The organism is Aquabacterium sp. CECT 9606 (assembly GCF_918741295.1).
Classification (GTDB): domain Bacteria; phylum Pseudomonadota; class Gammaproteobacteria; order Burkholderiales; family Burkholderiaceae_C; genus Aquabacterium.
This window is the reverse complement of sequence record NZ_CAKKNB010000008.1, coordinates 17,175-40,751: the sequence shown is the minus strand read 5'-3', so window position 1 is coordinate 40,751 and position 23,577 is coordinate 17,175. Positions and strand designations below refer to the sequence as shown.

General features: G+C 63.7%; 12 protein-coding genes. 3 read left to right on the top strand and 9 right to left on the bottom strand.

The window, feature by feature from the left end:
* The 5 genes from LQ232_RS23220 to LQ232_RS23200 all read right to left on the bottom strand — a co-directional run.
* On the bottom strand, positions 1-7,468 hold a 7,468-nt coding region (locus LQ232_RS23220; protein WP_230182783.1), incomplete at its 3' end, for a DUF4347 domain-containing protein.
* Positions 7,469-7,478: 10 nt separating this feature from the next.
* The gene (locus LQ232_RS23215; RefSeq protein WP_230182782.1) at positions 7,479-8,621 is read right to left on the bottom strand and encodes an efflux RND transporter periplasmic adaptor subunit; all 1,143 of its coding nucleotides are present in this window, start codon (positions 8,619-8,621) and stop codon (positions 7,479-7,481) included.
* Positions 8,622-8,862: 241 nt separating this feature from the next.
* Positions 8,863-10,869, bottom strand: coding sequence for a DEAD/DEAH box helicase (locus LQ232_RS23210; RefSeq protein WP_230182781.1), 2,007 nt, complete (start codon positions 10,867-10,869; stop codon positions 8,863-8,865).
* 5 nt (positions 10,870-10,874) lie between these two features.
* The gene (locus LQ232_RS23205; protein WP_230182780.1) at positions 10,875-13,043 is read right to left on the bottom strand and encodes a PqqD family peptide modification chaperone; all 2,169 of its coding nucleotides are present in this window, start codon (positions 13,041-13,043) and stop codon (positions 10,875-10,877) included.
* Positions 13,044-13,052: 9 nt separating this feature from the next.
* Positions 13,053-14,504: an efflux RND transporter periplasmic adaptor subunit gene (locus tag LQ232_RS23200; RefSeq protein ID WP_230182779.1), complete on the bottom strand. Its 1,452-nt coding sequence runs from the start codon at positions 14,502-14,504 to the stop codon at positions 13,053-13,055.
* 176 nt (positions 14,505-14,680) lie between these two features.
* Here LQ232_RS23200 and LQ232_RS23195 point away from each other — a divergent pair, with 176 nt between their 5' ends.
* Together LQ232_RS23195 and LQ232_RS23190 are read left to right on the top strand one after the other, a co-directional pair.
* Positions 14,681-15,397, top strand: coding sequence for a response regulator transcription factor (locus tag LQ232_RS23195; protein WP_230182778.1), 717 nt, complete (start codon positions 14,681-14,683; stop codon positions 15,395-15,397).
* A 6-nt stretch (positions 15,398-15,403) separates the two neighbouring features.
* Positions 15,404-17,236 (top strand): hybrid sensor histidine kinase/response regulator, encoded by a 1,833-nt coding sequence (locus LQ232_RS23190; protein WP_230182777.1) that lies wholly within the window; start codon positions 15,404-15,406, stop codon positions 17,234-17,236.
* Between the two features lie 589 nt (positions 17,237-17,825).
* On the opposite strand, the gene LQ232_RS23185 is transcribed toward LQ232_RS23190, so the two are convergent.
* The 4 genes from LQ232_RS23185 to LQ232_RS23170 all read right to left on the bottom strand — a co-directional run bounded on the left by LQ232_RS23185 (position 17,826) and on the right by LQ232_RS23170 (position 22,493).
* The gene (locus LQ232_RS23185) at positions 17,826-18,779 is read right to left on the bottom strand and encodes a nitronate monooxygenase family protein (protein WP_230182776.1); all 954 of its coding nucleotides are present in this window, start codon (positions 18,777-18,779) and stop codon (positions 17,826-17,828) included.
* Positions 18,780-18,866: 87 nt separating this feature from the next.
* Positions 18,867-20,672 (bottom strand): acyl-CoA dehydrogenase, encoded by a 1,806-nt coding sequence (locus LQ232_RS23180; RefSeq protein WP_230182775.1) that lies wholly within the window; start codon positions 20,670-20,672, stop codon positions 18,867-18,869.
* Between the two features lie 125 nt (positions 20,673-20,797).
* The gene (locus tag LQ232_RS23175) at positions 20,798-21,730 is read right to left on the bottom strand and encodes an electron transfer flavoprotein subunit alpha/FixB family protein (RefSeq protein ID WP_230182774.1); all 933 of its coding nucleotides are present in this window, start codon (positions 21,728-21,730) and stop codon (positions 20,798-20,800) included.
* Positions 21,731-21,743: 13 nt separating this feature from the next.
* Positions 21,744-22,493 (bottom strand): electron transfer flavoprotein subunit beta/FixA family protein, encoded by a 750-nt coding sequence (locus tag LQ232_RS23170; protein WP_230182773.1) that lies wholly within the window; start codon positions 22,491-22,493, stop codon positions 21,744-21,746.
* Positions 22,494-22,628: 135 nt separating this feature from the next.
* Here LQ232_RS23170 and murI point away from each other — a divergent pair, with 135 nt between their 5' ends.
* Complete coding sequence (murI, locus tag LQ232_RS23165) at positions 22,629-23,474, top strand: glutamate racemase (protein WP_230182772.1); 846 nt, start codon at positions 22,629-22,631, stop codon at positions 23,472-23,474.
* The last annotated feature ends 103 nt before the right edge of the window (positions 23,475-23,577 follow it).

The window sequence follows — 23,577 nt, the reverse complement described above, 5'->3', positions numbered from 1 at the left end:
TCGTGTTGGGCGATGCATCCAGGTCCACACCGCCATTGGCCGTGCCACCGTTGTCTTGCACCTGGAAGGTGAAGCTGGCATAGCCCGTGCCATTGGCGTTGGCCGTGGGCGTGAACTTGAGCAGGCCAGAGTTGATGTTGGCCGCCGAGATCACCTGGCCGGCCGTCACCGCCACGCCGTTCAAGGTCAGGCTGCCTGCGCCCGGCAAGGTGGTGATCTTCACACCCAGCAAGGTGTTGGCGGGCGAATCGCTCACGTCGGTGAAACCAAAGTCGGCCGCCGTGAAAGTGTAGGCGGTGTCTTCGTTGGTGGTCACCGTCTTGTTGGTGCCCGCAGGCGCATCGTTGACCGCCGTGACGTTGACGGTCATCGTGTTGGGCGATGCATCCAGGTCCACACCGCCATTGGCCGTGCCACCGTTGTCTTGCACCTGGAAGGTGAAGCTGGCATAGCCCGTGCCATTGGCGTTGGCCGTGGGCGTGAACTTGAGCAGACCAGAGTTGATGTTGGCCACCGAGATCACCTGGCCGGCCGTCACCGCCACGCCGTTCAAGGTCAGGCTGCCTGCGCCCGGCAAGGTGGTGATCTTCACGCCCAGCAAGGTGTTGGCCGGCGAATCGCCGGTGTCGGCAAAACCAAAGTCGGCCGCCGTGAAAGTGTAGGCGGTGTCTTCGTTGGTGGTCACCGTCTTGTTGGTGCCCGCAGGCGCATCGTTGACCGCCGTGACGTTGACGGTCATCGTGTTGGGCGATGCATCCAGGTCCACACCGCCATTGGCCGTGCCACCGTTGTCTTGCACCTGGAAGGTGAAGCTGGCATAGCCCGTGCCATTGGCGTTGGCCGTGGGCGTGAACTTGAGCAGGCCCGAGTTGATGTTGGCCACCGAGATCACCTGGCCGGCCGTCACCGCCACGCCGTTCAAGGTCAGGCTGCCTGCGCCCGGCAGGGTCGTGATCTTCACGCCCAGCAAGGTGTTGGCTGGCGAATCGCCGGTGTCGGCAAAACCAAAGTCGGCCGCCGTGAAGGTGTAGACCGTGTCTTCGTTGGTGGTCACCGTCTTGTTGGTGCCGGCCGGCGCATCGTTCACAGCCGTCACATCCACCGTCATGGTCCGAGGTGTGGTGTCCAGGTCCACACCGCCATTGGCCGTGCCACCGTTGTCCTGCACCTGGAAGGTGAAGCTGGCATAGCCCGTGCCATTGGCGTTGGCCGTGGGCGTGAACTTGAGCAGGCCCGAGTTGATGTTGGCCACCGAGATCACCTGGCCGGCCGTCACCGCCACGCCGTTCAAGGTCAGGCTGCCTGCGCCCGGCAAGGTGGTGATCTTCACGCCCAGCAAGGTGTTGGCGGGTGAGTCGCTCACGTCGGTGAAACCAAAGTCGGCCACGGTGAAGGTATAAACCGTGTCCTCCAAGGTGGTGATGGTGGTGCTGGCCCCCGATGGTGCATCGTTGACCGCATTGACCGTGATCGCCACCGTGTCCGAATCTGTCAGCGGACCGCCGCTGCCCGTGTTGCCCTGGTCCGAGGTGACGATGCTCAAAGTATCCGCGCCCGCATAGTTGCCGGCGGGCGTGTAGCTGAGTCCAGCCAAGGCGGCATTGATGTTGGCGATCGTTCCCGTGAACACCATGCTGGCGTCACCCGTGCCATCGCCCGAGGTGAAGCTCAAGCCGGTCAGGCCGGACAAGGTCAAGGTGCCATGCAGCACGCTCAGGGTTACCTGCATGGTCCCTCCGGCCGCGTCCACATCGCTGATCGAAATCAGGTTGCCATTGCCCGACGAAAACACCAAAGGGGCTTCTTCGTTGGTGGACTGCGCGCCGGGCTTGGTGTTGGCCGGCGCGTCATTGACCGCTGCGACCGTGACCGTCACGTTGTTGTCCAGGCTGGCCAAGCCAGTGGAACTCGTCAAGACATAGCGAACCGTGCGGTCGGTGGTCGACGGCGTCGAGGTGTTGGTGTTCTGGTACGTGATATTGCTGATCAGGGCACCCACGGCGGCGTCGGTGGCATTGGCATTCAAGGTGATCACCAGGTTGGTGCCACCTGCCCCGCCCGACAGCGTTCCGATCAGGGTGCCGGCATAGCTGACGTTGGCGCCACTGACGCTGATCTGCCCTGCCCCAACGCCCTGGTTGCGCACGCCCAGCACGTCTTCGGCGCTGGTGCTGCCTGCCGTGAATGAAACCGTCAGGTTGCCGCCGTTGTAGCCATAGCCGCTGCTCAACACCGCACTGGCCGCCGTGCCCTGGTCAATCACCGTGGCGGCCTGGTCTTCCGTGTAGGCCAGTGTGTCCCCGGCCAGGTTCATGATGGCTGGCGCGCTTTGGTACCAGACGTAGGTGAAGTTCTCGCGGTAAGTCTGCCCGGTGTCCGCGTCCAATTGGGTAACCGCCCCCCAGGCGCTGCCATCCCAGGCCACGAAGTTCAGGTCGGCGGCATTGTCCTGCACGCCCATCATGATGGTGTTGGTGTACGGATCGGCGAACAGCTTGAGAACCTGCGGCGCGTCGGTCCCGCCCATGGAAGGGCCTGTCTGCTCTGACGACCAACCGCCTCCGCTGGTCCAGGTGCGGTAGAAGACATTGGGCCCGCTGGCCTTGCCATAAGCGGCCAATAAATCGCCAGACTGGCTTTCAAAGGCCACCGACATGCCCGCGTGGTGGTCGGTCATGTCCGAGCCGGTGGCTGTGGCCAACTGACTGCTACCCCAGCTACTGCCATTCCACACTGACAGCCACACCTCGTCGGCGGCGTCTTGAACGGCGATGGCGATGCGGTTGCTCTTGGCGTCCGAGGCCAGCACGGTCGAGTACACGTCGGAGGAAACCGTCACGCCCACGGGCGCCGTGATGGTTGATTCGGCCGACCAACTGGTGCCGTTCCAGAGCCGGTACTGAACGCTGGAAGAACCTGATGCGGAGGCGTCGTACACCACCATGACCCGGCCGCTGAGCTGCTCGTAAGCCACGTTGATCTCAAACTTCTGGCTGTCCGTGTTCGAGCCCAGAGTTTGCGCATTGCCCCAGCTGCTGCCGTTCCACACCATGGCGTACTGGTTGTTGGACGCGGCCGAGGTCTGCACCGCCAACACCATTTCGTGCGTGTTCGCACTGGAGACCAGCTTCATCTGAAGGGGCTCGCCGCTGACGGGCGCGGTGACCGTGCCGATGGATGACCAGGTGCTGCCATTCCAGGTTGCATAAGACAGGCCGGTGGTGCCTGTGTTGCCGTTGTCCCAGACCAGCATCGCATCGCCGCTGACATTGTCATAAGAGATGGCGAAGCTGTCGTACTGCGAGGCGGAGGCACTTGGACTGGCCACCGGCAAGGACAGCACCGATGACCAGGTGCTGCCATTCCAGATGGCAGCCAGGATCTTGCCGGACACATCGGCGGAACCGATGAAGATGATCTCGTTGCGCGTGGGCGCTTCGGCCGCCGCGATCATGGAAATGTCATCGGTCAGATTAAGGCCTGTGGTGCCAACACCGCTCCAACCCGAGGGGCCCCAATCGGCATAGCTCTGGTAATAGCGGTCATTGGCATTCCAGATGACCTTGCCTCGCGGCGCATTGGCAGGTGCCACCGCCTGAACTGCCATGGCGAACTCCGACGCACCGATCGGCCCACCCTCCACGTTGGCCACGGCCGTGATCCAGTCACCCACGCTCACCCCCGTCACGGTGAGCGAGAAGCTCGCGTCACCAGTGGTGGCATCGGTGGTCACCTGCGCAAAACCCAGGTAGGTCTTGCCCTCGCCAAAGCCGCTGGCATCCTTGCTGGTGCTGGAGAAGAACTCGATGTAGATGGGTTGCGCCTGGGCATCCCATTCAATCGACCCCGAAATGATGGTGCTGGTCCCATTGGTGACCACCGAGGTGATCACCGGGAAGTTGTTCGAGTAGTTGGCGCCGCCATCGCCGTCGTTGTAGTCGTTGGCGGTGACACCGTCGTTGCCCAGGTCGATTCCCAAGCCGGTGTTGCTGTAGATCGAGTTGCGGTAGAACAGATCGCGGATGCCGCCCACCACCGCGATGCCCGCACCGCCATTGCCGGCGATGATGTTGCCATCGCCACTGTTCTTGCCGCCGATGATGGTGTTGTCGCCCGTGATGTACACCCCGGCCGAGCCATTGCCAAGCAAGGTGGTGCCATCCGCCCCCACGCCAATGTAGTTGCCCTTGATGACGTGCCCACCCGTGGGGCTGGACACCACCTGGATGCCGTAAGTGGAGTTGCCGGAGATGATGTTGCGTGCGGCGGCCGTGTTGCCGCCGACCGTCGAGGCATTGCCGGTGTTCAGGTACAGGCCCACGCCCGTGTTGCCCAAGGCGGCGGTGCCGGCCGCATTCAGCCCCACGGTGTTGCCTTGCACCGTGGCCCCACCCGTGCTGCCCACGTAGATGCCGCCACCGTCGTTGCCTGAAATCAGATTACCTGCGCCCGCGGCCGTGCCACCGATGATGGCGCTGCCGCCATCGTCCACGTACAGGCCATAGCCCGTGTTGCCCAGATCGACCGTGCCCGTGTAGTCCGTGCCGATGTAGTTGCCTTGCAGGGTCACCGTGCCCGTCGTGGTCACCCACACGCCCCGATTGGTGAAGCCCGAGACCACATTGCCCGCACCAGCCGCCGTACCACCGATGGTCACGTTGGTGGCTGAGTTCTCGATCATGATCCCGTAAGCGCCGTTTGTGGTCGTGAAGGCGGCCGTGCCCGCCGCGTTCAAGCCGATGTAGTTGCCTTTGATGACAGCCCCATCAGCGCCGGTGGCCAGGTAGATGTTGTAGGCCGAAGCATTGCCCGAGATCACATTGCGATCAGCCACCGTGGTACCGCCGATGGTCAGGTTGGCGCCGTAAGCCTCGATGCCCTCGGACGCATTGCGCTTGGCCGCGCCCGCGTTGCTGCCATCGGCATTGAAGCTACCGATGTAGTTGCCCACGATGGTGTTGTTGTCCGAGCCGGCCTGCACATAGATGCCATTGGCGCTGAACGCCCGGATGACCAGGCCCCGGATGGTGCTGCCATCGGCGGTGTTCGACAAGTACAGCCCCTCGCCCGATCCGCCATTGCCGTCCAGCACCACGATGGGCCGGTTGGTGTACCCCGTCTGGCTGGCCGCGTTGATGTAGACGGCGCCCGTGATGGTGGGCAAGGCCGAGGCCATCGTGATGGTGTATTCACCGTAGGTGCCGGTGGCACCCGTGATCGCAAAATTGATGGTGTCCAGGCCGGCCTGGGTGTTGGCGGCGATGATGGCTTCGCGCAGAGACACCTTGCTGTCAGTGCCGCCGTTCAAGGCGTTCAATTGCTCGGCCGTGAAGCTGGTGCCGAGGCCGCTGTCGTTGTTGTCGGTGATCGTGGTCACCGTCAGCGTGGAAACCACGTCGGTCACGGTCACCGCAAGGGCCTGCGTGTCGGTCAAGGTGCCATCCGAGACCTGAACGATCACATCGTAGACATTGTTGGCGCCCACGTCGGTGGGTGCTTCGAAATCAGGGGCGGCGTTGAAAGTCAGCACACCAGTGGTCGCGTTGATGCTGAACTTGCCCGAGTCCGCGCCACCTGAGATGGCGTAGGTCAACGACGCACCCTCCACGTCGGTGGCGGTGACCGTGGTCACGGCGGTCAAGGTTTCGCGCACGCTGACCGCCCCAGATGCGCCGCCGCCATTGCTGCCGATGACCGGCGCGTCATTGACGCGTGTCACCGACAAGGTGGTGGTGGCCGTGTTGGTAACGGCGCCATTGGTGTCGGTGGCCACCACATTGATCGTGCGGTTGGTCGTGGTTGGGTTGTCCGAGGTGTTGCTGTAAGTGATGCTGCGCAACACCGTTTGGTAGTTGGCCACCGTGTCGGTACCCGACAAGGTCAGCACGCCGGTGCCGCTGTTGTAGGCGGCTGAGATGCTGGTGCCGGTGGTCGTGGCCGCCAAGGATTCCAGCACGCCGTCCAGCGGGTTGGCGATTGTCGCCGTCATGCTCGTCAGGCTGGTGGTTGATCCGCCCGAGATGGTCGCGTCGGTGTCAGCAATCTTGAGGGGCGTTTGCTCGGTGAAGGCGCCGGTGTAGCTCGTACCTGTGGCGCCTGAGCTGTTGTTGGCGTCCAGGTCAATCGATTGGGGCGTCGGCGCCGTGTAGGTGACGTTCAAGGTGGGCCGCCATGCCGCCGTGGCGTTCTCCGATGAAGCAAAACTCGCCTTGGACGAGTTGTCATCGCAGAACAAATACCAGCCCTGGTTGCTGGACGGGGTGTTCACCCAAGCCTGCACCGTGGCAATCATCGCGCTGTTGCTGGCAAAGGTGTACGACTTGACGCCTGAGTCGGTGATGGTCTGATCGGCCGTGAGTCGGTATTCGGCACCGTCCACACCGCTGCCCAGGGAGGAGTAGGTGGAGGTGTCTGTCCACGAGGCCAGCATCCGGTAGAGGCTGAAAGTGGGGTTGGTGAAAGTCGGCGTCGCGGTCATGTACATCGTCAGGGTGACGCTGGTGATGACCGAGCCTTGCGGAATCTGGTTGGTGCCGGCGCCGATGATGTCGTCGAACTTCACCAGTGTCTGGAAGGCGTTCTGGGTGGTGGAGCGGCCTGAGCTCAGGGTGGTGCTGGCGCTGTTGTCGGTGCCCGGGCTCAGCTGATCCAGGAAGGTGTCGCTGGTGCCCACATAGCCGTTGGAGCCCTCTTGTAACGTCAAGGTGGCCAGGACGTGGTCCCACGAACTGGCCAGGCTCGCGTCCACCACGACGTTGGCATCAATGTGGCCGCGCTGGTATTCCAGCACCCAGTTGCCGCCCAAAGCCGCCGCCCCGGTTCGGTCAATGCTGGAGGCCACATCGGCGCCCGTGAGCAGCGCCAGGTTGTCCACCAAGGCCTGCCCTTCAGCCGAGCTGCTCAGGTCGCAGCCATAAAGCATCAGGTCGGCTTCTTGGGCCAGTGACTGGCCCCATGACGACACGGCCCCCAGGTTGGCGTTCAAGCTGGCCGCGTCCAGGCGGCTGGTGCCCAGGGTCAAACCCGAGGCATCGCCATGGCTGATGATGTGCACGGCGTCCAGGTCGTGACGTTGCTGCAGCGCGTTGGTGATGACAGCCAGGCCATCCTCGCCGGCCTGGATCACGATCACGTCGATCACCTTGCTGGCCGAAGCATTCGCCTGGATGCCCTGGATCAGCTTGTCGGCTTCCGGAACGCTGGCGTCCACAAACACCAGTTCATGCCGCACCGAAGTCTCAGGATCCTGGGCGGGCGCGGCCAGCACGGCCTGCATGACGGGGATGGAGGCCGCCGATGCGTCTTCAGACACGGTGGCTTGGGCGTCGTTCGCCGTTGCAGGCGCCGCCAGTGAGACCGGCAAGCCGAGCAATGTCGCTGCATCCGCGGAGAAAAGGAGCCTCGGCTCCAGCTCTTCAACCTGAAAAGACACTCCGCGGCCACGGCGTTGGGGTGGGACCTGCCGCATGGCCATTCCTTCAGCGCATCGCAATCATCCGGGGAACCACGAAAGAAGGCATCGGTTGCACCTTGGCTTTGCCAGGGGACGCCAATGACGTGCTGATGCTCAAACGAGCTTGGCGCATCAGCAGATAACTCTTGACCGCTGCCCGGCTACCGGGCGGCTGGTTCAGCGCAAAGACGCGCCCGCCTGGCAGGGTCTGGCCGGCCCGGGTCACACTTTTCTTCAAAGCCGACATGTCCAATGGGTCGGTCAGTTGATTGGTGCCTGGAGGCAGCTTGGGCTTCTGCCCGACCGGTGATGGCACCGCCATGGGCGCTGTGGGCAGCACGGGCGCAGTGTCCTTGGCTGCCGGTTGTGCCACCAGAAAATCGACACGGCACCGCAATCCGGCGGGGATGCGGTTGTTGGGATTGGGCAGCACCATGCGCACGCGGAAGCTGTTGGAGGCCGGGTCAATCACCCGGTCCACCAACACCACTTTGGCGTTCAGGGCCCCGAAGTTGGGAAGATCGGTTTTGACCAAAGCACCCTGCCCGGCCAGGATCGAACCGAACTGGGATGCCGGCACGATGGCCTCGACACGCAAGGGATCGACACGCGCCACGCGCACCAGTGGTTCGCGCTCGATGCGCTCGCCTTCGGTGCGGTACCGCTCGATCACCACGCCATCGAAGGGGCTGCGCACATCGCGTTGCCCGAGTTGCACGGCAGAGAGTTGGTATTCGCGCAATGCCACACGCTGGGCTTCCTTGGCCTGCGCGACACGCTGCTCGGCCACCCGGGCCTCGGCATCGGCCTGATCCAAGGCCTGGTCCGACACAAAATCCTTCTTGACCAGATCGCGGGTGCGCTCCAGTTTGCGCTGCGCGAGCACATTGGAGGCCACGGCCTGCTTGTACTCGGCATCAGCCGCTGATTTGGTTTGGGCCACGTTCACAGACGCGCGCTCGACCTGCGCCGTCAGGCGCGCCAGGATCTGGCCAGCGGAGACGCTGTCTCCACGCTCGACCTTCATTTCTTCCAGGACCCCAACCACTTGGGTGCCCACATCCGCAACGCGGTCCGGCTCGATCAGGCAGCCCATGGATTCAGCATGGCAGCCGACACCCCACCCGAGGGTAGAGGCTGCCAACAAGCTCAACGCTTTGATCTTCAATGCATGCTCCTGGACCACGAATCTTCGGACTTCCGATAGTGGTTACTTTTTGACATATGTCGTCTTTTCGGCCGTTTTTGTGCAGGACTTGATGCCCCAAAACCGGCGTGGACGTTGAAATGCCAACTAAGTCACCAAAACCGGGTGCGACTACTGGAAGAAGCGCATCGTTTAACGCTCTTCAAGCACCGCCATCATGGCTTTCGGAAGGTGAATGCGATCCATGGAATAGGAAAGGTGTTCAGTCCCAATCCTGGCGTCCGGCCAGGGCCAACTGGCGCGCAATCAGGCGCTCGTTGACCAGCAAAGACCAGCGCTGATGGCGGCTGGCGCCTTCCTGGCGCTGTTGGGCGCCACGGCACAACCACACGCCCAGCATGCGCGACCGCAGCACCTGGGTGGACAAACGCCAGACCAGCGCGTGCCACCCTGGGGCAGTGGCCGCTCGGGTGGCCTCATCTTCCCAGCTCAGCACGCATTCGCAACTGCCAGGCATGCCTTGGCGTGCCGCGCGGCCGTACAGCTGGCGGTCGATTCGGCGCGAGGGGTTCAGGTTGGTGTTGATGACGTGCAGGCCGCCACGCTGCAGCACTTCGGGGCTGAGGTGGATGTCGGTGCCGCGCCCGGCCATGTGGGTGGCCACGGTGATGGCGCCGGGCAAACCAGCGGCCGCGATCACCGCCTGTTCGGCCTCGCCGCTGGCCTCGTCCTGCCGGGCGTTCAGCAACTGGTGCGTCACACCAGCCGCCACAAATGCGCGCGACAAGGCATCCGAATCAGCCACTTTGTCAGTGCCGATGAGCACTGCGCGGCCGGCCTTGGCTTCGGCATGGGCCCGGCGGACCACGTCGCGCCACTTTTCATCGGCGGTGGCCAGAACATGCGTGGCGCGGACCTGCCGGCGCGAGGGCAAACGCAAAGGCACGCGCACCACGGGCAAACCGTAAACACTCATCAACTCGGTCCGGCCTTCGAACACGGTGCCACTCAGCCCAGCCAGCGCGTGGTATCGCGGAAAAAAGGATTGGTAGGTGGTTTCGGTCAAGGTTTCGTTTTCGGCCTGGGGCGCCTGGCCTTCCTTGATCGCGATCATCTGGTGCAGCCCCCGTGACCACACGCGGCCAACGGCGAGGCGGCCGGTGTTGCTGTCCACGATGTGGATGCCGTCTTCACGCACCAGGTAGTCCACATCGCGCTGAAAGCAATGCAGGGCCGACAAACCCAGGCAGACCTGCTCCTCACGGTACCTTTTGAGCTTCCAGGGGCCTTCCAGGGTTTTGGTCAGCGAGGCGAGCAGTTTGGTGCCGTCTTCGGTCAACCGCACCGCGCCCTGGCCGGGCAAGGCAAAGTCGCGGGACTGCACCAATTGGCGGGCCAGGAACAAGGCCAGGCGGTAACGCTGGTCGGCCTCGCGCTGGCTGATCTGCTTGGACAGGATCAAGGGGGTGCAGGCTTCGTCGATCAGGATGCTATCGGCCTCGTCCACGATGGCCATGCACAGGCCGCGCAACACGATGGAGCCCGTGTCCAGGGCGGCGCGGGCAGCGCGGTCACGCAAGTGGTCAAAGGCCACCTCGCGCGCGGTCACGTGCACCACGTTCTGCTGGTAGGCCTTCTGGCGCTCCGGTGGCGTGCTGGCGGCCATCACCCAGGCCACGCTCAGGCCCAGGGCCTCGTAGATGGGCTTGAGTTGCGTGGCATCGCGGCGGGCCAGGTAGTCGTTGGCGGTCATCACGTGCACGGGCACGCCAGCCATGGCCGCGGTGGCGGCCGTCAGCAACACCGTCAGGGTCTTGCCCTCGCCGGTGGCCATTTCCACCAGCCGGTTGCCCAACATCCACCAGGCCGCCTGCTTTTGAACATCGTGCAGCGAAAATCCCATGTGGCGTTTGACCTGCAGACCGATCACCGCAAAGGCCTCGGCCACCAGTTCGGGCAGGAAGCCGGACACGCTCAGGCGAACGCGCAGGTTTGCCAGGCGCTCCTCGAACTCGCGGGCGCTCAAACCGGCCCAGATTTTTTCGGACCGCTGGATCTGCTTCAGCAATGTCTTGTCCTGCCTGGCCGACGGCTTGGCCGGCGCGGCCAACATCGACTGCGCCCAGGCGATCATGGGGCTGGTGGACCGCAGGGGCAGATCACGCAAAGGGTAGTTGCCAAACACCGGGCCCGGACGGGGCACCAGCCCCTTGTGCGAGACCTGATCCGACCAGAGATTGATGGGCAGCCCGTGGGCATTGGTGTCCATGCGGCTCAACCTTTGATGTCTGAAAAATGCTTGAGGAACAGCTGGCGGGCACTTTGCGTGACGGTGGCCAGCAAGGGCTGCGGGGCCAGGTCGATGCGCACCCGGGCCAGGCCGCCAGTCCTGGGGATGCGACCGTCCAGAAGCAGGTCAATCACGAACTGGGGCTCGGTGGGGCGCAGTCCATCGGTGTCGGTGCCATCGGTGGGCACACGCCCGCCTGACCGGTCACCCAAAGCGGCACTGGGCAGCTTGTCCGAGGCCGCCGGCACTTCACTGATCAGTTTGGCGGGCCACACCTTGCCAGGCTGCTCGTCCAGCACCACCGACAGGGATTTGACCCGATGGCGGACCGCGTCCACGGAGCGCTCAGGCACCACCGCGCGGATCACACTGGGTTCGTCGGCCAGCACATAGGCCAGCAACTCGCCGCGGCTCACCTGGTGCTGGTCCAGGTCTTCCTGGCGCGACATCACGAACTCGCCACTCACCCCGGCGCGCAGCACCTGGCGCGAGAGGTCCTTGTCCAGTTGGGCCATGGCCGCACGGTCACGCACCAGCGCCTCCTGCGCGTTCTTCATGCGCAAAGGGTCGGTGGTGTAGGTGCCATGCAGTTCGTTTTCAAGGGAATCGATCTGGGCCTGCAGCACCGCCTGGCGCGTCAGCAGCTCGGGATCGTGGACGGACACCACGGCCTGCCCGGCATTCACCTGCTGGCCACTGCGCACCCAGACGGTATCGACCTGGCCATCGCTGGCAGCGCGAACCTGGGCATGCTCCGGCAACCACACCAGGCCCTCCACCACCATGCTGGAGGGCATCGGCACAAAGGCCGCCACGGCCAGCAAGCCTGAGAGCACAAAGCCCGCACCGACCATGGCCCGCCCACGCACCCGGTCAAAGCCCGGAGACTGCATGAGCTGGTCCAGCCAGGCGCGCGTGGGTGCCAGCACCAGCGTCCACACCGACCAAACCAGGATGCCCACGCCCAGCCATGAGGATTTTTCTGAGGCCCACATGACCATGAGCGCGGTCACGCCGATGCGGTACAGCCAGGACAGTGGCGCATAGCTCCACAGCGCCCAGCGCTCCAGCCGATCAGCACCGTGGATGACCTGGGTTTCCACCGGCGCGTCCATCCGCAGAAGCCGCATGGCGCAGCCGCGCATCAACTGCGTGACGGCGCGCGCACTGCGGTTGCTCAGATTGGGCAGGTCCAGCGCATCACAGGCCACGAAATAGCCGTCGAACTTCATCAACGGGTTGCCATTGAACATGAGCGTGGACAGGCCGCCAATGGTCATCGTGGTGAACGCCACCTGGCGCACCCAACCATCTTCCACCAGCAGCCAGATGCCCAGGGCCATGGATGCCAAGGCCAGCTCCACCGCGATGCCGGCCGCGCTGATCTGCACGCGGTGCCAGCGGTTGACCAGGCGGTTGGACGCGCTGGCATCCACATAGGGCATGGGCACGAACAGGAAGAAGTTCACGCCAACCTCGGGCACCTCGCACCCATGCCTGCGCAGGGCCATGGCATGGCCCATCTCGTGCAGCCCCTTGAGGATCGGATAGATAACCCAGGCCATGGCCAGGAAAGCCGGGCTCATGAAGTTGACCTGGGCGTAAGGCAGGATGTCCTTGAGGTTGAGCACCGCGGCCACGCACGCCAGCGACACCAGCACCAACCACAGCATGGCCACCCAGGGCCTGAAAAGCACGCGCACCGCGGGCTGCATGCGCTCCAGCACGGAGGAAGGGTTGAACAAGCCCAGGCGGAACGACAAGGGATTGAGCCGGCTGCGCTGCTCGCGCTGAGACCGTTGTTCGTCGGCGGCCAACATCTGGCGCACATCCGGCGTCACTTCGGCCTGCACCAAGCCAGCATCGGTCAACTGACCCAGGATCCGGATCACGTCATGCTGGGATGGCGCGTCATCGCCCAAGCGGGTCAGCAGCACCTGCCAGATTTCGTCCACCGTGAAGCGCCCATCCAGGCGCCCCACCAGCTCATAGGCTTGGGCGTTGACCCGATGGAAGCGACCCGTGGCTTGGTTGTGCAGCACGTACCAGGCTTGGCCGCGTGTGGTTTGCATGCGCACGTGCACGTGCTGCCTCAAGCGCGGGTGCAAGCCAGAAATGCGGTACCAGTAGGGGGACAGTAAGGTGTCTTGCATGGCCCGGGCTCACAACCAGGTCCAGACAAACATGCGCAACCTTTGCCAGCTGTACACCGCCGCGCGCCACAACAAAGGCCGCGCCGGCATCTCGATGCGCGCCACGCCTTGCAAGCCGGGGCGCAGGCCCGTGGCACCAGCACCCGCGCCATTGGGCCGGGCCTCGATTTCGTACATCACACCGCCGGGCGTCGTCTTGGCCACTGGCGTCACGCGCTCCAGCAGCAAACCGATGACCTGGTCGGGCAAGGCGGCCAGGCGCAAACCGGCCACTTGGCCCCGCTGCAGGCTGGCGATGTCGGACTCGTCCACCTCCAGCACCACCCGCCAATCCAGGCCAGGGGCCAGGGTCAGCAGGGTTTCGCCACGCTTAAGGGGCGCGCCCAGTTGCTGGCGCAAATCGCCCTGGATCACGACCCCATCGAACGGCGCCACGACTTTCAAGCGTGACAACTGCTGGTCCACCAGTGACAACTGGGCTTTGGATTCGGCCAATTTGTTCTGCGCGGTCATGGCCTGGGCCCGATCGCCGCGCGCAAAGGCCTCGGAGAATTCGTTTTCGTGTTGGGCGACCTCGGCCATGCGGCCCCGTCGCGCGCCTTGCAAATCGTCGTCGGACAACTGCGCCAAGACCTGGCCTGCCTTGACCACATCGCCCGGCCGAACCATCACTTCGCGCAAGAAGCCGTCTTGCGGCGCGCTCATCACACGCTGCACCGCGCCTTCAAGGCGGGCATTGGCCGTGACTTGGTGGGGCATGGGCACCAAAGCGCCCACCACCAACAGCACGGCCAAACCGCCCAAGCCCCACCGCAAACCGCGCTCGGCCGGATCGGCCAGGCGCTGGCGGAAGTCGTACCACTGGGCACGGCGCCGGTCCAGCCAGGGGCGGTCAATCTGGTAGCGCAGGAGCAGCATGGGCGCGGCCACCTCGGCCAACGATTCCAGCCACTGCACTTGCTCGGGCATGAAGACGCCGGTCGACGAGGCATCGGTCGAATTGGGGCGAAGCGGATCGGCCTGAACGGCACGCTCGCACACCAACACCCCCACCGCCTGGCCATGCCGCGCCAAAGGCACCGACACCAAACCGCTCAGCCCCTGCGTCTTGAACAAGGCCTGGTGGGCCAGGGTGATGCGTTCATTCATGCCCCGGGCCGGTGGCCAGACGAGCGTGGCGTGCTGATGCGCCGCCTCCAGCATCGCCTGGTGCAGTTCTGGAATGGCCACGCCTTCTTCCAGAACCACCCCGTCGGACAGGGCCACCACCTTCAAGGTATTGCGCGTGATCCAGCCCAGGGATACCCGGGATGCGCCCAGGAAGCGGCAAATCTGGGTCACCAGCGCCGTGCTGCCGGTGGCCCAGTTTTCTTCAACCAGGGTGGCGCGCACGCAGGTCAGCACGTCCGGCATGCCCAATTGGACAATCGGTTCGGCAGGCAGAGCCTGTGGATCCAGCATGGTGGGAGACCATGCCGACCCTTCACGTGCTTTGACAGAAGAAACCATCGAACCCCAAGGACACCTTGTCGTGTTATCGACCGGTTGCCCTGATGATTGAGCCCGGCTTGCCCCTATGATTCAGGAAATTCAAAAAGCTAAATCCTGAAATAGAGGATGAATCCAAGGAGTTATTCATGAAGGTCCTGCTGATTGACGACCACCCGCTGATCCTGGCCGCCCTGCAATCGGTCATCCAGGGCCTGGGCGACAACGTCACGGTGTCCACCGCTTCCAACGGCCAGACCGCCCGCGACGCCCTGCGCGCAGACCACAATTTCGACCTGGTGCTGCTCGATTTGCACCTGGGTGAGGACGACGGCTTTGATTTGCTGGCCGAACTGCGCACCGCCTACCCCGCCCTGCCCGTCGTCGTGATCTCGGCCTCTGACCGCACCAGCGACGTCATCCGGGCCATCGACATGGGCGCCATGGGGTTCGTGCCCAAGCGTGCCTCCAACGAAACCCTCATTGATGCGCTGCAACAGGTGATGAAAGGCGGCGTTTACGTGCCGCCCATGAGCATGGGCTCCGACTTCAACCCCGGCAAACCGCCCGCCCCTGTGCCGAACATCCAGCAGGAAGCGGTCGAGGCGGGCTTTCAAAGCGTGCCCTCTCTGGTCCAACTGGGCCTGACGCCCCGCCAATCCGACGTGCTGGCGCTGCTACTCAAGGGCCAGCCCAACAAACTGATCGCCCGCGAGCTTGGCTTGTCGGTGGAAACGGTCAAGGACCACGTGGCCGCCGTGCTGCGCGCACTGGGCGTCAGCTCCCGCACCCAGGCTGTGATCGCCGTCAGCCAGATGCTGCAAAAACAAAGCGGATTCTCGGCCTGGCGCCCCAACGCCCGGTAAGTCGTCATGAGCACCGCGCCGCCCGCCCTGGTGACCAGCGCTGCTCCGGCTGCGCCTGACATCCCCTCGCCGCCCAGGGCCGCCTTGGTGCCAGACACGGTCCGGTCGGTCTACAGCCAGACGGGGTCGGGCCTGTTCGGGCACATCCTCGGCATGGCGGTCACCACGGCCATCTACTGGCCGCATGCACCGCACCAGGTCCTGCTGGGCTGGGCCACCGCCTTCTTGCTGATCTGGCTGGCGCGCATCGTGGGCATGTACAGCTTCGAGCGGGCCGTGCGGCGCAACCAGGTCGACCATGAACGCTGGCTGCTGCTGTGGGCCTTGGGCGCCGGCTTCAACGCCGCCACCTGGTGCGTGGCCGCCGTGCTCTTTTATGACTACGGTGGATCGTTCGAGCGCACCGCGCTCATGTTGATCATCTATTCATTCGCCATTGGCTCCGTGCCCTTCATGGCGATGCAGACCAAATTGTTCCTGACGTGCATGACCATGTACTTCGGGACCATGATCCTGCGCTCGGCCTTCCACGGCCAGCAGCACGACCTGAAAATGGCTGGCATCTGGTTTTTGCTGGGCGTGTGCACCATGTCGGTGGCCTGGGCCTTCCGCAATGTGTTCTCCGAGATGGTCAAGCACAAATTGCAGACGCAAGACCTGGCCCTGAAGCTGCGCGGTGAGACCGCCGCCGCCGAAAGCGCCCAACGCCTGGCCGAAACCGCCAACCGCGCCAAAACACAGTTCTTTGCTGCCGCCAGCCACGACCTGCGCCAGCCCCTGCACGCCATGGGTTTGTTCGCCGAAGCCCTGCGCCAGCGTAACAAGGACGAAGAGGTGGTTCACCTGGTCAACAGCATCAACAGCTCGGTCGATGCCCTGGAAGGCCTGTTCAGCGAACTGCTGGACATCACCAAGATCGACACGGGCGCGGTGGACATCGAACCCGAGCACTTCTCGATGCAGGAGCTCTTCAACCGCATCCGCCTGCACTTCGAGCCCACCGCCTTTGAAAAAGGCCTGATGCTGAGCTTTCGGGGCGAGCAGCACCACGCCCTGGCCGACCCTGTGCTGGTGGAGCGCATCTTGCGCAACCTGGTCTCCAACGCCATCCGCTACACCGAAGACGGCGGCGTGTTGGTGACCTGCCGCGTGCGTGGCGAGCAACTTTGCCTGCAGGTCTGGGACTCGGGCATCGGCATCGCCGAGAAAGAGCAAGTCCGCATCTTTGACGAGTTCTACCAAACCCACAGCGGCCGCCCACTGGAGCCGCACCACCGCAAGGGCCTGGGCCTGGGTCTGTCCATCGTCAAGCGCCTGGCCGACTTGATGGACGCGCCCCTGACCCTGCGCTCACGCGTGGGCCATGGCACCGTGTTCACCTTGATGCTGCCGATCGGCCGCGCGCCGCGCATGCAGCGCAGCAGCATCCCCAGCAAGCCCGCCCTGGGCGTCACGCTGGACCGGCGCCACATCGTGGTGGTGGAAGACGAGTTGGCCGTGCTGGAAGGCCTGCAGGTGCTGCTCAAAGGTTGGGGCGCCACGGTGAGCGCATTTGACAGCGTGGCTGCCGTGGAAGCCTGGGCCCGCAGCACCGAATCCAAACCCGATCTGCTGATCGTGGACTACCGCCTGCCTGAGCAGTTGACGGGCATTGAGGCCATCAAAGCCATGCGCGCACGCTTTGGCCCTGAGCTGCCGGCCATCATGGTGACGGGCAGCACGATGACGGGGCACGAGGCGGATGCGGCCGAGTACAACTTCCACCTGTTGGTCAAGCCGGTGGTGCCGACCAAGTTGAGGGCCATGATTGCCTTCAAGCTAGGGTTGCGGACGGGTTAGGCGTTCTGAGCCACTGCTGTTCACAGGCCTTGGCTTTTTGAATCAGCGCGGGGCGGGGGGACTGGTGCGGCCTCCGGCAGGGCTTCAGCTTGGTGGTCCCGCGATGCGGGACTGCCTTGCGATGCTCGCGCCGAGGTGGGGCCGTGGAACTCTCTTCGCGGCCGTTGGCCGCTTCGTTCAAACAACCACGGCCAGTCAGTTGACGATGCACACTACGCGTGCCCACCTCGGCGCAAACATCGCAAGCACCAAGCCAGGCGCCCCGTCGGAGGCCGCCCCAGTCCTTTTTTCCCCGCCCCGCTGGTGGCGCAGCACGGTTTTTTTCGTGCCACGCCATCAGCGAGGTGATCAGGGATGAGGCGGTGGCTGGCAGGGCGACTTCGGGGGCGTTGAGGAGCGGAGCCCGGGGCGGAAAAGGATCGTCCGTTGTCTGAGCCGAAGGCGAGTTTCGGACGATCCCAGCCCCGGGCGAGCACCGCAGAGCAGTCCGACGCGCAGCGGAGGACCGCCACCATAGGAGCCCTGCCAGCCACCGCCTCATCCCCACCTCGCGCTCCCGTTAATGGCACCCAACGATGCCAACAAACGGTCAGCCCAAACGTTGACGCGCCTCCGCGTACTCCGCCTTCAACCGTGCCACCAGCTCACGCACCGGCACTACCTTCTTCACCGCGCCAATGCCCTGCCCGCAACCCCAGATGTCCTTCCAGACCTTGCCACTGCTGGCATTGCTGTCGAAGTTCATCTGGCTGGGGTCGCCATTGCCCAGCGTCTCCGGGTCCATGCCCGCCCGCACGATCGACGGCCTCAGGTAGTTGCCATGCACGCCCGTGAACTTGCTGGAATACAGGATGTCGTCGCTGCTGCTGTCGACCACCATCTGCTTGTAGTCCTCGACCGCGCGCGCTTCGTCAGTGGCAATGAAGGCTGAGCCGATGTAGGCGAAGTCGGCCCCCATGGCCTGGGCCGCGAGCACGGCGCCGCCGGTGGCAATGGCGCCTGACAAAGCAATCGGGCCGTCGAACCACTCACGGATCTCGGCGATCAGCGCGAAGGGGCTGATGGTGCCCGCATGGCCACCCGCACCGGTTGCCACAGCGATCAAGCCATCGGCGCCCTTCTCGATCGCCTTCTTGGCAAACTTGTTGTTGATGATGTCGTGCAGCACGATGCCGCCATAGCTGTGCACGGCATCGTTCACGTCGGTGCGAGCACCCAGCGAGGTGATCACGATCGGCACCTTGTACTTCACGCACAGGGCCAGGTCGTGCTCCAGCCGGTCGTTGCTCTTGTGCACGATCTGGTTGATGGCGAATGGCGCGGCAGGCTTGTCCGGGTTGGCGGCGTTGTAGGCCGCCAGCGACTCGGTGATCTCGATCAGCCACTCTTCAAGCTGCGCGGCCGGGCGGGCATTGAGCGCGGGCATGGAGCCGACGACACCAGCCTTGCATTGCTCGATCACCAACGCGGGCGTGCTGAGGATGAACATCGGTGAGGCGATGACGGGAAAGGGAACACTCTTCAAGACGGCGGGCAGAGACATGAGGACTCCTAAGGGCCAAAGAAAAAGGATGCCCTCACCGGTCGAACCGTGTGAAGGGCATCCTTGCCTGGTGGGTCAAAAAAACAATCAGAACGAATCAAGTGCCATCGCGGTCACGCTGTCGCCACCTTCGAGGATGCTGTCGCGCAGCGCGCCGATGCGGGGCAGGATGTGGTCGCCATAGAAACTGGCGGTGGCAATCTTGGCCTTCATGAAGTCAGCGTCTTCGCCGGCCTTCAGGCGGTCTTCGGCCACCAGCAGGGCCCGGCCCAGTTGCCAGCCGCTGACCAGGTTGGCCGTCAGCATCAGGTAGGGCACGGAGCCTGCAAACACAGCATTAGGCTTGGTCTTGACATTGGCCACGACGAAATCCACCACCTGCAGGAAGGCTTCGCGGCCGGCCTTCAGGCGCTTGGCCAAGTTCTTGGCCTGCACGCTGTCGCGGACGGCCAGTTGGCCTTCGGTGTCGGCGATCTGGGCCGCGATGGCCTTGGCCAAGGCACCACCATCGCGCGAGGTCTTGCGGCCGACCAGGTCATTGGCCTGGATGGCGGTCGTGCCTTCGTAGATGGGCAGGATGCGCGAGTCGCGGTAGTACTGGGCTGCGCCTGTTTCTTCGATGAAACCCATGCCGCCGTGCACTTGCACGCCCAGCGAGGTGATCTCGACCGAGTTTTCGGTGCTGAAGCCCTTGATCAGCGGCACCAGGAATTCATACACCGACTGGGCTTGCTTGGCCACGGCTTTGTCAGCGTGGTGGTGGGCTGTGTCATAGGCAGCTGCGCCCACGATGGCCATGGCGCGCGCGCCTTCGATCAGCGAGCGCATGGTCATCAGCATGCGCTTGACGTCGGGATGGTGAATGATGGCGGCTGAACCGGGCTGCGAGCCATCCACAGGGCGCGATTGCACGCGGTCCTTGGCGTAAGACACGGCCTGCTGGTAAGCACGCTCGGACACGCCGATGCCCTGCACGCCCACGTCGAAGCGGGCGGCGTTCATCATGATGAACATGTATTCCAGGCCGCGGTTCTCTTCGCCCACGATGTGGCCGATGGCGCCAGCGCCGACTTCACCCTTGTCATCGCCGAACACCAGCACGGCGGTGGGCGAGGCCTTGATGCCCAGCTTTTCTTCGATGGAGGCGCAGTACACGTCGTTGCGCTTGCCATTGGAGCCGTCTTCGTTCACCAGGAACTTGGGCACCACGAACAGGCTGATGCCCTTGACACCTTCGGGCGCGTCGGGCGTGCGGGCCAGCACCAGGTGCACGATGTTCTCGGACATGTCGTGCTCACCATAGGTGATGAAGATCTTCTGGCCCGAGATGCGGTAGCTGCCATCGTCTTGCTTGACGGCCTTGGAACGCACCAAAGCCAGATCGGAGCCGGCTTGCGGCTCGGTCAGGTTCATGGTGCCGGTCCAGGCCCCTTCAATCATCTTGGGGATGTAGCGCGTTTTCAGCTCATCGCTACCGGCCACCAGCAGGGCCTCGATGGCGCCGCCTGTCAGGATGGAGCACAGCGAGAAGCTCAAGTTGGCCGCGGTGGTGTGCTCAATGCAGGCCGCACCGATGGTCTTGGGCAGGCCCTGGCCGCCAAACTCGGCGGGCTGCTGCAGGCCTTGCCAGCCACCTTCGGCCAGCAAACGGTAGGCTTCCTTGAAGCCCTTGGAGGCGCGTACCACGCCATTGTCCCAGGAGCCGTGGTCCTGGTCGCCACTCCAGTTCAGGGGAGCCACAACGCCCTCGTTGAACTTGGCCGACTCTTCGAGCACAGCCTGGGCGGTTTCGATGCCAGCATCTTCAAAGCCGGGGATCTGGGCAATCTGGTCCAGGCCAGCGAGTTCCTTCATGCAGAAGAGCTGGTCTTTGACGGGGGCGCGGTAGGTCATGTTCTTCTCCGGATAACGACAAAGGGGGCACCTTGTAAGGTGCCCCCGCAAGCATCAGACAGACGGTTTGTCTGGCATTTGCATCCGCCAATTCAGCGGTGGTTCAATCAAATCAAACTAAATGATCACAGAGCCTTGATCAGTTCAGGCACGGCCGTGAACAGATCGGCTTCCAGACCGAAGTCGGCCACTTGGAAGATCGGGGCTTCAGGATCCTTGTTGATCGCGACGATCACCTTCGAGTCCTTCATGCCGGCCAAATGCTGGATGGCGCCGGAAATACCGATGGCCACGTACAGCTGAGGCGCGACGATCTTGCCGGTCTGACCCACTTGCAGGTCGTTCGGGGCGTAGCCCGCGTCAACCGCAGCGCGCGAGGCACCCAGGGCGGCGCCCAGCTTGTCGGCCAGGGGCGACAGCACGTCGTTGAACTTGTCGCTCGAGCCCAGGGCACGACCACCGGACACGATGATCTTGGCGGCGGTCAGCTCGGGGCGGTCGTTCTTGGTGACTTCACGGCCCACGAAGCTGGAGGTGCCGCTGTCGGCAACGGCAGCAACCGTTTCAACGGCAGCAGAACCACCAGTGGCGGCAGCAGCGTCAAAACCAGTGGCGCGCACGGTGACGACCTTGACGGCGTCAGTCGATTGCACGGTGGCGATGGCGTTACCGGCGTAGATCGGGCGTTCGAAGGTGTCGGCACTGACCACCTTGGAGATTTCCGACACCTGGGCGACGTCCAGCTTGGCGGCCACGCGAGGTGACACGTTCTTGCCGTAGGCGGTGGCGGGGAAGAACAGGTGGCTGTAGCCAGAAGCGACGGCCAGCACTTGGGCTGCCACGTTTTCAGCCAGGCCATCGGCGAATTGCGCGCCGTCGGCGTGCAGCACCTTGGTCACGCCAGCGATTTGCGCGGCGGCCGCAGCAGCTGCGCCGGCGTTGGAACCAGCGATCAGCACATGCACATCACCACCAGCTTGCTTGGCAGCGGTGATGGTGTTGAACGTGGCGCCTTTCAGGCTGTTGTTGTCGTGTTCAGCAATGACGAGAGCGGTCATGGTTATTGTCTCCTCAGATCACTTTGGCGTCGTTCTTGAGCTTGCTCACCAGCGTGGCCACGTCGGGCACCTTGATGCCAGCGGAGCGCTTGGGCGGCTCAGAAACCTTCAGGGTCTTGATGCGCGAGGCCACGTCCACACCCAGATCGGCCGGTTTGACCACTTCCAGGGGCTTCTTCTTGGCCTTCATGATGTTGGGCAGCGTGACGTAGCGGGGCTCGTTCAGGCGCAGGTCGGTGGTGATCACCGCAGGCAGCTTGAGCTTGAGCGTTTCCAGGCCGCCATCGACTTCGCGGGTCACGGAGACGGCGCCGTCGGCCACTTCCACCTTGGAGGCGAAGGTGGCTTGGGGCAGGCCCGTCAGCGCAGCCAGCATCTGGCCGGTCTGGTTGCTGTCGTCATCGATGGCTTGCTTGCCCAGAATGATCAGATCGGGCTTTTCCTTGGCGACCAAAGCGGCCAGGATCTTGGCCACGGCCAGGGGTTGCACTTCGTCGGTGGTCTCGACCAGGATGCCGCGGTCTGCGCCAATGGCCATGGCCGTGCGCAGGGTTTCCTGGCATTGGGTCACGCCCACCGAGACGGCGATGATTTCAGTGACGATGCCTTTTTCTTTGAGGCGCGTGGCCTCTTCGACGGCGATTTCATCAAAGGGGTTCATGCTCATCTTGACGTTGGCGATGTCCACGCCAGAACCATCAGATTTCACACGGACTTTCACGTTGTAGTCAACAACACGTTTGACCGGAACCAGAACCTTCATGCCTTGTTCTCCTGCGTCATGAGGAATAGTTGATAAGAAAAACATGCCTAAAAAAGCACGATCGTTCGATTCTAGCGCGAGTTCTGGGCTTCGGACCGCTTTTGCCCCCTCTATTCAGAGGAAAATAGCGCCCACATGACCCAACCCGACATTGTGCCTCCTGCCTCGCCCCTCCTCGACACCTCTCTTGGTGAAGGATTGCGCATTGGGCTGTTCGACTCGGGGTTGGGCGGGCTGTCGGTGCTGCGGGATCTGCGGCAGCACATGCCATTGGCGCAACTCTTATATGTGGCGGACTCCGGCAATGCGCCTTATGGCGAGCGCGACGATGCCTTCATCGCTGGCCGGGCACTGGCGATCAGCGAATTTTTGCTGAGCCAGGGCGCACAGGTCATCGTGGTCGCCTGCAACACGGCCACGGCCATGGCGGTGCACACGCTGCGCCAGCGTTGGCCCGAGCTGCCCATCGTCGGGGTTGAGCCGGGCGTCAAACCGGCGGTGGCTGTGTCGGTCAACAAACGCATTGGGGTGCTGGCCACGCCGGGCACCCTGGCCAGCGACAAATTCAAACGCTTGATTGAAATGCATGGCCAAGATGCCCTGATCGTGTTGCAACCCTGCCCAGGGTTGGCCAAGGAGATCGAGGCGGGCCACCTGGACAGCCCCGCCTTGCGGGCACTGGTCGAGACCTTCTCCCAACCGCTGCGTGAGGCCCAGGTCGATACCGTGGTGCTGGGCTGCACACACTACCCCTTTGTCGCGCCCCTGTTTCAGCAAGCGCTGGGACCCAAGGTGCGCATCATTGACACGGCACAGGCCGTGGCGCGTCAAACGCAACGGGTCAGCGCCGAGCTGCCCCGCTTGCCCCGCCCAGACTACAAGCCCACAACTCAATTGTGGACAAGCGGATCGGTGAGCCATTTGGCCCAGGTGGCCGACCGTTGGCTCGACTTGAAGGCCCAAGTCAGCGTATTCCCGTAATTCCCCGGGCGGCCGTTAAAAAGTAGACGGGCGGGCACCGTTTACCCGGCAGAAACATCAAGTCACCACCTTTTGGATAAGTGGACTGCGTGATGCAGTTCAC

Bases quoted from the DNA above. Each gene is read 5' to 3' on its own strand.
- LQ232_RS23175 (WP_230182774.1), bottom strand. From the start codon at position 21,730: ATGACCGCTCTCGTCATTGCTGAACACGACAACAACAGCCTGAAAGGC.
- murI (WP_230182772.1), top strand. From the start codon at position 22,629: ATGACCCAACCCGACATTGTGCCTCCTGCCTCGCCCCTCCTCGACACC.
- LQ232_RS23205 (WP_230182780.1), bottom strand. From the start codon at position 13,043: ATGCAAGACACCTTACTGTCCCCCTACTGGTACCGCATTTCTGGCTTG.
- LQ232_RS23185 (WP_230182776.1), bottom strand. From the start codon at position 18,779: ATGTCTCTGCCCGCCGTCTTGAAGAGTGTTCCCTTTCCCGTCATCGCC.
- LQ232_RS23195 (WP_230182778.1), top strand. From the start codon at position 14,681: ATGAAGGTCCTGCTGATTGACGACCACCCGCTGATCCTGGCCGCCCTG.
- LQ232_RS23170 (WP_230182773.1), bottom strand. From the start codon at position 22,493: ATGAAGGTTCTGGTTCCGGTCAAACGTGTTGTTGACTACAACGTGAAA.
- LQ232_RS23210 (WP_230182781.1), bottom strand. From the start codon at position 10,869: ATGGACACCAATGCCCACGGGCTGCCCATCAATCTCTGGTCGGATCAG.
- LQ232_RS23200 (WP_230182779.1), bottom strand. From the start codon at position 14,504: ATGCTGGATCCACAGGCTCTGCCTGCCGAACCGATTGTCCAATTGGGC.
- LQ232_RS23180 (WP_230182775.1), bottom strand. From the start codon at position 20,672: ATGACCTACCGCGCCCCCGTCAAAGACCAGCTCTTCTGCATGAAGGAA.
- LQ232_RS23190 (WP_230182777.1), top strand. From the start codon at position 15,404: ATGAGCACCGCGCCGCCCGCCCTGGTGACCAGCGCTGCTCCGGCTGCG.